Source organism: Methylobacterium sp. J-088 (assembly GCF_022829295.1).
Taxonomy (GTDB): domain Bacteria; phylum Pseudomonadota; class Alphaproteobacteria; order Rhizobiales; family Beijerinckiaceae; genus Methylobacterium.
On the sequence record NZ_JAKSYH010000244.1, the window covers coordinates 1 to 6,824 of the forward strand.

Genomic DNA, 6,824 nt, shown 5'->3' on the forward strand with positions numbered 1-6,824 from the left:
CATGACATAGTTCACCGTCCCCAGATCCAATCCGCTCACGCGACGGCGTATGCGAACGGCCCGTCCTGTGGTCCAACTTGGGTTCGATCTCCGAGAACGCTTCGGCCCGAGGCGATGATCTGAACGGTCTGTCGGCTATAACATGCTGTCCGTGCCATGACGTCCAGATCGCGCAGATATGAGATCAGCAGCTCATGCGGAACTGCATCGGTGTTAAGGGCGTCGCCAACCTTAGATGACACGTTGCTCTCACGCTCGGACCAGCAATTGCCGGGCATTTCTGTTCGATGGATCATGGATGCCGCTCGTTTTGAAGGTTCGGACCCTTGTTGGCCATCCACGGACTGAGTACTCTATCGGATGATGGGGTTCGAACCATTTTAATGGACAGCTTTACTGCCCGCGAGCGCGCCGCTTTCACTGCCGGCATCGAGACCGCCCGCCAGATGGCGCTCACCGCGGTTGTCACCATCGAGGTTCGAGACGACGCAGGCCGTGTTCAGCACCAAGCCGCCGTCGCCGCCCTACAGGCCTTGGCCGAGGGCACCAGAGATCTGATGCTTGAGGCGACGGGCATCAAGAACCATTGTAATCCTGTTGTTCAGAACAACGGAACGGAGGCCGGGATCGGCCGCGAGGCAGGACCATGACCACGGGGCAGCAAGGATTTCAGCCAGGCCAGTCCGGCAACCCGGCGGGGCGGCCCAAGGGCACTCGCAACCGCACCACCGTGGCCCTAGAGAAGATCCTCGACGGCGACGCCGAGAGCATCCTGCGGAAGGCCGTGGAGATGGCCCAGGACGGCGACCCGACGGCAATGCGCCTCTGCCTCGATCGCGTGTTGCCGCCCCGGAAGGACCGACCGATTACCTTCGACCTGCCACCGATCGACACCGCCGACGATCTGCCCCGGGCGACGGGCGCGGTCTGCGCGGCGATGGCCGCCGGTGAGCTGACCCCTATCGAGGCAGCCGAGATCTCGAAGACCCTCGACGTGCATGTGCGAGCGATCGAAGCGACTGATCTGCACAAGCGGCTCGCGGCACTGGAGGCAGTGGGATCATGACGGTGCACACCCTGAAAACCCGCGTGGCGAAGATGGAGCGGCGCCACCCGAACCTGACCCCAGGCTTCCACCGGCTCACAGACGACGAGATCTCCGGTTTGATCGTCGTGATCCGGCAGATGGAAGCGGGCGAGCCCGTAGACCCCGCCCATGATGAGTGGGCGCTTGCTTTGATACAGCGCGAGAGGCTGCTGTAATGAGGATCAAGGCCATCGAAGCCCGCATTGCCCGGCTGGAAGCGAGCCAGTGGTTCAGCGCCTTGGGGCGCCTGTCCGACGCGGATCTGGACCGCCAGATCGTTCTCGGCCTGAACGACATGGCGTCCGACTGGCCGTCCTTCGGCGCGATGGTCACGAACCTGCGCGAGTCGCCGGCGCCCGCCGACAAGGATCTCGCCGGCCAGATCGAGGCGTTCATCACCGATTGGCAGAAGCAGCAGCGGGAGAAGGCGACGCAGTAGCGCGGCCGACGCGCGCGCGAACTGGCAGTGCTGGGTCGCCCAAGGCAAGGCGACCGTCAGCAACGGCGTACTCTGCCTCACCGGCCCCGAACTGACCGCAGAGGAGTGGGCGGCTCGGTTCGTCACCGAGCATTAAGTTGAGCGCGGCAGCTCGGGTTGGCTTGGGCACATTCCCCCCACCAAGCCCAAGCCCACCAAGCTCGGCGCCAAGAAGCTGACGCCGAACGTATAGGCTTAGGGCCCGCAGTTAGGCGTAACGCCGAACAACTCGCGGTTCGGCGGACCCCACGCCCGTCAAGGTTGCGACTTGCGTGCCGACCTTATCGCGGATCACGATGACAGCGTGCCAATCGCGACCAAGGCGACCGACTTCGGCGATGGTAGCGAGCATGAGTCTGGCGTTCTCGACCGCTTCATCAGCATCGCGAGCTTCTTTGCCGTCGTCGTCCCACTCGGACAAACTGTCGGCGTGTATATCGAAATAGTAGCGTGGCATCGGATTTCCCTCAGCAGAGGCGAAACCCGGACGGGCGCGACAGTGCACCTATGTTAATGCGTGATACTAATTTCGGTTACAAACGCGATAACGGAGGTAGTGACGCATGACAGGGCAGCTTCGCTGCTGGCATGGAGATTGTCTGAATTGCAGGGGGAGGCACTGCGCGGCTGCCACATGCCGACAAAGACAGTGAAGCCGACGCAACCCGGCAAGCCGGCAAATTAGGCGCCGAGAAGCCTACCCCCGAGGAACAGCGCCGCCGGATCATCGAAGCCGTGCGCGAGGCTCGTGCCAGCGAGGATGATGCCGACTTCAATGCCGCTTTGAAGCAGGTCGCGAAGCCGAAGATGGCGAAGTCGAGAGCCTACTGATTGGTGATGGAGAAGCTGGCCCGTGCGCTCATCACCAATTGGCCATCTTCATCGTAGGCTTGAGCGGCGAACTCATTCACGCCGGTCTGATCCCCGTCATCGTGAATGATCAAGGTCAAGGTTTCGCGAAGCAGATCGCGCAGAGCGTTGCGGTCTGATACCTCGACACGCTCCTCGTCCATCACCGTGACGTGGTTCGCCATGTTGATGAAGTAGCGCGACACTCACGCCTCCGTGACTGGATAGCCCCCGCCAGCCGAACACGCCCTACCCGGCAAAGTTCGCTGTCAGCGAAGGCCCTCGCTGGCGTATGTGTCGACGATATAATCACCAAAGATAAGGCGCGCCGCTTTTGAATTAATCTCAGAGAAGCTGTCAAATTTGAAGTTTGAGATCTTGGACGCATGCAATGTTGGCGCGTTAACGCCGCGGACCACGGTTTTGGCACCGCCTGCGCTGGTAGCACGTTCCTCCGAGCAGCCAGCGCAGGCCTCCAATTTGGAGACGTCCTGCATGACATGTCGCGTCAAGATTGATCGCATCGGATGGGCTGGAGTGCCGCGGGGCGTCTCCCGGATTTACTATGCGCGTGACGAGGCTGACGCCGCTACGATCGCAGCTTATGAGGTCGACGGGGGCAAGCCTGACGGTCCCCGTGCTGCCACTGTCACCGACGCCTCCGGGCGCATGCTGTTCACTTATTCCGGCCGCGCTGGGACGGCGTCTCCGACATGACCGGGAAGGAGCCCGAGGATTGGGCGCTTGCGGACCGGGAGGCGAAAGTCGTCATCGGCCTGATGTTCGCGTTCCAGAGCGCGTTCTTGGCAGTCGCGATGCTGTGGCTGTGAGGCTCGTAATCAGAGCCGCAGCCCCTCGCTACGCCCCTATAGAAATCAGCTCCCGGAATGCCCCTTGAAGGCACTCGCTCACTGGTTGCTCAGCACTCGCCGCCGCCACGTCATCGCCGCCACGCGCTACATCGCATCCGTCGCTCCGGCTGAACGCCGAACGGCTCAGGGCTGAACCACGTCATCACGGGATCCGGCCCGTTCCCTCATCATGCACGTATCGTCACCGAGCCGTCGGTGTGGTCGACCGTCTCGACGCGTGGTCCGCCGGTATCCATACCGCCAAGGGTATCGGCTAGTGCATTGACGCGGTCAGAGGATTCACGAAGGGCGTGATGCATGCGAGTCTGGGCGATGGCTCAGACCGTCTGCGTGCTCCTCGACGACGCGACCAAGTCAGCGCTGTCCACGATCGCCGGAGATCGATCCCGCCCGCTCAAGCACATCCTGCGGGCACGCATCGTCCTGCTCTCGTTCGAACGCTTGAGCGTGCAGGACGTGGCTCGGCAGGCCGGCATCAGCCGGCCCGCAGTCTGGCGCTGGCAGCAGCGCTTTGCCGAGGAGGGCGTCGAGGGCCTACTGCGCGACAAGACCCGCCCACCCGGCACCCCGCCGCATTCCACCCGCACAGTGGCGAAGGTGCTGGCGCTGACGTGTTCGGAACCGCCGGACGAGGCCGCGCACTGGACCGGCCGCGCCGTCGCTGCGCGGACAGGCATCTCGCTCCGCTCCGTGCATCGGATCTGGCAGGAGCACCGCCTGCAACCGCATCGGGTGCGGACCTTCAAGCGCTCCCACGACCCGGCCTTCGCCGAAAAAGTCGAGGATGTCGTCGGTCTCTATATGCAACCGCTCGCCCACGCCGTCGTGCTGTCCATCGACGAGAAGAGCCAGATCCAGGCCCTGGAGCGAACCCGTCCCGATCGGCCGCTCGGGCCCGGGCATCCTGCCGCTCAGACGCACGACTACACCCGCCACGGCACCACGACGTTGTTTGCCGCCCTCGACGTCCTGGAAGGCACCGTGCTCGGCCGCTGCATGCAGCGCCATCGCCACGGTGAGTTCATCCGTTTCCTCAACACCGTCGAGGCGGTAGTCCCCGCGGGCAAGGCGATCCACGTGGTGCTCGACAATTACGGCAGCCACAAGCACCCGAAGGTGGGCGCCTGGCTCACCCGCCACCCACGATGGACCTTCCACTTCACACCGACCTCGGCCTCTTGGCTCAATGCCGTCGAGGGCTTCTTCTCCACGCTGACGCGCCGCCGTCTCCAACGGGGCAGCTTCACCGGCATCGTCGACCTTCAGGCCGCCATCAAACGCTACCTCGGCGAGCACAACCAAAGCCCACGACCCTTCGTCTGGACCAAGCCCGCCGCAGCCATCTTCGACGCCCTCAATTGAGCCCCTGAACCATCCGTCTGAGTCAGTGCACTAGGGTGAAGTTGCAGGCCGCAGCCAAGTACGCGCCATCACTGGTCGGCAGGACATTTAGATGAGCTTGCACCAGCTTACTCACGTTGATCTCACGCACGGGCGAGCCAACGCCGCGCGAACCCTCATTCTTACGAATGTAGGCCGATACGACGTTGTCAGCGATCAGGGTGGCAAACCGCTCCAGGGCGGGGCCTGGCGTCATCTCGGTGATACCTAAAGTAATAGATTTCTCGCGAGATAACGTGTTGCCTTTCTACGCGGAACAACAGAATGTGCTGACTTCTTCACGATTAGGTGCACCGTGGACGAGAACGCAGAGACCATCGAGGCTGTGGCCGTCGATTTCATCGAACTGACGACCGAGATCGTCTCAGCCTACGTGTCGAACAATTCCGTCCGACCGGGTGATCTGCCGGAGCTGCTCTCCGGCGTTCACACTGCGCTGGCCGGTCTCAGCCAGGGCGCCGCTCCGGCCGCCCCTATGGTCGACAAGCAGACCCCCGCTCAGATCCGCAAATCGATCACGCCGGATGCGCTGATCAGCTTCGTCGACGGTAAGCCGTACAAGACGCTCAAGCGGCATCTGACCGGCGCTGGGATGACTATTGAGCAGTACCGCGAGCGCTTCGGGCTGCCGCGAGACTACCCCTCGACGGCGGCCAGCTACTCAGAGCAGCGATCCGCTCTGGCTAAGAGCCTTGGTCTCGGACAGCAGCGCAAGAAGGCGGCCGCGAAGGCTGCTGAGCCCGCAGCAACCGTCTCTGACAAGCCGAAGCGTGCTGGCCGACCGCGGAAGGCGAAGAATACCGCCGAGGCGTAGATCGACGTTGCTCGTTTGTGCCGTACTCTCGTCATAGGTGTGGTGCGGGCGATACAGCTTGGCTGTGAAGAACCAGTTAACCTGATCCTTGATCGGGCAATTTACTGGGGAAAGCACAGTCATGAAGAAGCTTTTGGCCACGTTAGCCACGTTCACCGCCCTCACGGCCACCGCCTCGGCCGCCGACCTGCCGCGCCGCGCCCCGCCGCCGGTATTCACCCCCGTGCCCGTCTTCACCTGGACCGGCGCGTACTTCGGTATCAATGCCGGCTACGCGTTCGACGCCGACACGCGCTTCGACCGCACGGTGGGCACTCAGGGGAACAACAACGCCGCGCTCACCGCAGGCCTTCGCCCGGTCGTCGCCCGCGTCCGCAACGACGGGTTCACGGGCGGCGGCCAGATCGGGTACAATTATCAGTTCGGCACCGGGTCGGGTATCGTAGTCGGCATTGAGGCGGACGCCGCCTACACTGATCTCAACCGCCTCCAAACCTTCAGCAACACGACCAATCTCTCGGCGGGTGTCACGCCGAGTGCTACCCAGTTCACGAGGATCAACCAGTACCGCGGTGGCCTTGACTTCCTCGGGACGGTCCGCGGACGCCTCGGCTACGCCTTCGATCGTTTCCTGGTCTACGGAACCGGCGGCTTCGCGTATGGCGGCGTCGACAATCAAGTCGTCTTCTACGGACCCAACACCACGACGCCATTCTTCGTCGGCCGTCAGAACAACATCGAGACTGGGTACGCCTACGGCGGTGGCATCGAGTACGCCGCGCCGACCGACAGCTTCTTCAGCCGATTGAACTTCTTCAATTCAAGCGCGGTGACGGTCAAGGTCGAGTACCTGCACTTCGAACTCGGCAACCGGACCATACCCATCCCCGGGGTCAACGGTGCTCCGGGAGCGTATACCGCGCGGGTGCGCAACGAGGGCGACCTCGTCCGCGCCGGCATCAACTACAAGTTTGGCTCATACTGAGGCCGAGCCTAACCGTACCGCTCCCGGCGTCCACGTCGGGGTGCGGGCGGCGGGTGGGCGAGAAGGTCTGGTCCCCTTCATCGACTGCCTGCCGCGGGAGATGCTACAGTTCAATTGACCTTCGCATCCCCAGCCCGATCAAACTGGCCGCGAGGTCGGCAACGCCTCAGGAGTTCCGCTCCTGGGGCGTTCGCCATTCTAGTGGTTGAGCTCTGACGGTTGAGTCCGTGTGGGGTTTCGGTTTGAGGCCCATCCTGCGAGTCTGGCCGGATGCGCAGTGGCATCTCTTTCACGCTCTCCACCTCGGATCGCCTTCGGCTCGAAGCACTCGTGGCGGA

11 protein-coding genes are annotated in these 6,824 nt (G+C 63.1%); 7 read left to right on the plus strand and 4 right to left on the minus strand.

Annotation, left to right across the window (positions count from 1 at the left end; translation table 11 throughout):
- Positions 1-329 precede the first annotated feature (329 nt).
- The 4 genes from MKK63_RS26070 to MKK63_RS26085 are packed head-to-tail and all read left to right on the plus strand — an operon-like array spanning position 330 to position 1,526.
- Positions 330-650 carry a hypothetical protein gene (locus tag MKK63_RS26070; RefSeq protein WP_244006770.1) on the plus strand — a complete coding sequence of 107 codons (321 nt, stop codon included), beginning with the start codon at positions 330-332 and terminating at the stop codon, positions 648-650.
- Positions 647-1,066 carry a DUF5681 domain-containing protein gene (locus tag MKK63_RS26075; RefSeq protein WP_244006772.1) on the plus strand — a complete coding sequence of 140 codons (420 nt, stop codon included), beginning with the start codon at positions 647-649 and terminating at the stop codon, positions 1,064-1,066. The genes MKK63_RS26070 and MKK63_RS26075 overlap by 4 nt, the downstream gene beginning before the upstream one ends.
- The gene (locus MKK63_RS26080; protein ID WP_244006773.1) at positions 1,063-1,263 is read left to right on the plus strand and encodes a hypothetical protein; all 201 of its coding nucleotides are present in this window, start codon (positions 1,063-1,065) and stop codon (positions 1,261-1,263) included. The genes MKK63_RS26075 and MKK63_RS26080 overlap by 4 nt, the downstream gene beginning before the upstream one ends.
- A complete protein-coding gene (locus MKK63_RS26085) occupies positions 1,263-1,526 on the plus strand; it encodes a hypothetical protein (RefSeq protein ID WP_244006774.1) in 264 nt (87 codons plus the stop codon). Before MKK63_RS26080 ends, MKK63_RS26085 begins: the two co-directional genes overlap by 1 nt.
- A 247-nt stretch (positions 1,527-1,773) precedes the next feature.
- On the opposite strand, the gene MKK63_RS26090 is transcribed toward MKK63_RS26085, so the two are convergent.
- The 3 genes from MKK63_RS26090 to MKK63_RS26100 all read right to left on the minus strand — a co-directional run bounded on the left by MKK63_RS26090 (position 1,774) and on the right by MKK63_RS26100 (position 2,911).
- Positions 1,774-2,022 (minus strand): DUF6894 family protein, encoded by a 249-nt coding sequence (locus MKK63_RS26090; RefSeq protein WP_244006775.1) that lies wholly within the window; start codon positions 2,020-2,022, stop codon positions 1,774-1,776.
- Between the two features lie 367 nt (positions 2,023-2,389).
- Positions 2,390-2,620, minus strand: coding sequence for a DUF6894 family protein (locus tag MKK63_RS26095; protein ID WP_244006776.1), 231 nt, complete (start codon positions 2,618-2,620; stop codon positions 2,390-2,392).
- Positions 2,621-2,683: 63 nt separating this feature from the next.
- On the minus strand, positions 2,684-2,911 hold the full coding sequence (locus tag MKK63_RS26100) for a hypothetical protein (RefSeq protein ID WP_244006778.1): 228 nt from the start codon (positions 2,909-2,911) through the stop codon (positions 2,684-2,686).
- 687 nt (positions 2,912-3,598) lie between these two features.
- Between MKK63_RS26100 and MKK63_RS26105 the strand changes: the two genes are divergently transcribed.
- On the plus strand, positions 3,599-4,648 hold the full coding sequence (locus tag MKK63_RS26105) for an IS630 family transposase (protein ID WP_244006780.1): 1,050 nt from the start codon (positions 3,599-3,601) through the stop codon (positions 4,646-4,648).
- A gap of 22 nt (positions 4,649-4,670) precedes the next feature.
- Here MKK63_RS26105 and MKK63_RS26110 read toward each other — a convergent pair whose 3' ends face one another.
- Positions 4,671-4,883 carry a hypothetical protein gene (locus MKK63_RS26110; protein ID WP_244006781.1) on the minus strand — a complete coding sequence of 71 codons (213 nt, stop codon included), beginning with the start codon at positions 4,881-4,883 and terminating at the stop codon, positions 4,671-4,673.
- Positions 4,884-4,982: 99 nt separating this feature from the next.
- Here MKK63_RS26110 and MKK63_RS26115 point away from each other — a divergent pair, with 99 nt between their 5' ends.
- Positions 4,983-5,501 (plus strand): MucR family transcriptional regulator, encoded by a 519-nt coding sequence (locus MKK63_RS26115; protein WP_409564562.1) that lies wholly within the window; start codon positions 4,983-4,985, stop codon positions 5,499-5,501.
- Positions 5,502-5,622: 121 nt separating this feature from the next.
- Entirely contained in the window at positions 5,623-6,486 is an 864-nt protein-coding gene (locus MKK63_RS26120; RefSeq protein ID WP_244006783.1) for an outer membrane protein, read from the plus strand.
- Positions 6,487-6,824 lie beyond the last annotated feature (338 nt).

Excerpts from the sequence above, each read along its gene's own strand:
- MKK63_RS26075 (WP_244006772.1), top strand. The coding sequence starts at position 647 with ATGACCACGGGGCAGCAAGGATTTCAGCCAGGCCAGTCCGGCAACCCG.
- MKK63_RS26080 (WP_244006773.1), top strand. The coding sequence starts at position 1,063 with ATGACGGTGCACACCCTGAAAACCCGCGTGGCGAAGATGGAGCGGCGC.
- MKK63_RS26085 (WP_244006774.1), top strand. The coding sequence starts at position 1,263 with ATGAGGATCAAGGCCATCGAAGCCCGCATTGCCCGGCTGGAAGCGAGC.
- MKK63_RS26090 (WP_244006775.1), bottom strand. The coding sequence starts at position 2,022 with ATGCCACGCTACTATTTCGATATACACGCCGACAGTTTGTCCGAGTGG.
- MKK63_RS26100 (WP_244006778.1), bottom strand. The coding sequence starts at position 2,911 with ATGCAGGACGTCTCCAAATTGGAGGCCTGCGCTGGCTGCTCGGAGGAA.
- MKK63_RS26105 (WP_244006780.1), top strand. The coding sequence starts at position 3,599 with ATGGCTCAGACCGTCTGCGTGCTCCTCGACGACGCGACCAAGTCAGCG.
- MKK63_RS26110 (WP_244006781.1), bottom strand. The coding sequence starts at position 4,883 with ATGACGCCAGGCCCCGCCCTGGAGCGGTTTGCCACCCTGATCGCTGAC.
- MKK63_RS26120 (WP_244006783.1), top strand. The coding sequence starts at position 5,623 with ATGAAGAAGCTTTTGGCCACGTTAGCCACGTTCACCGCCCTCACGGCC.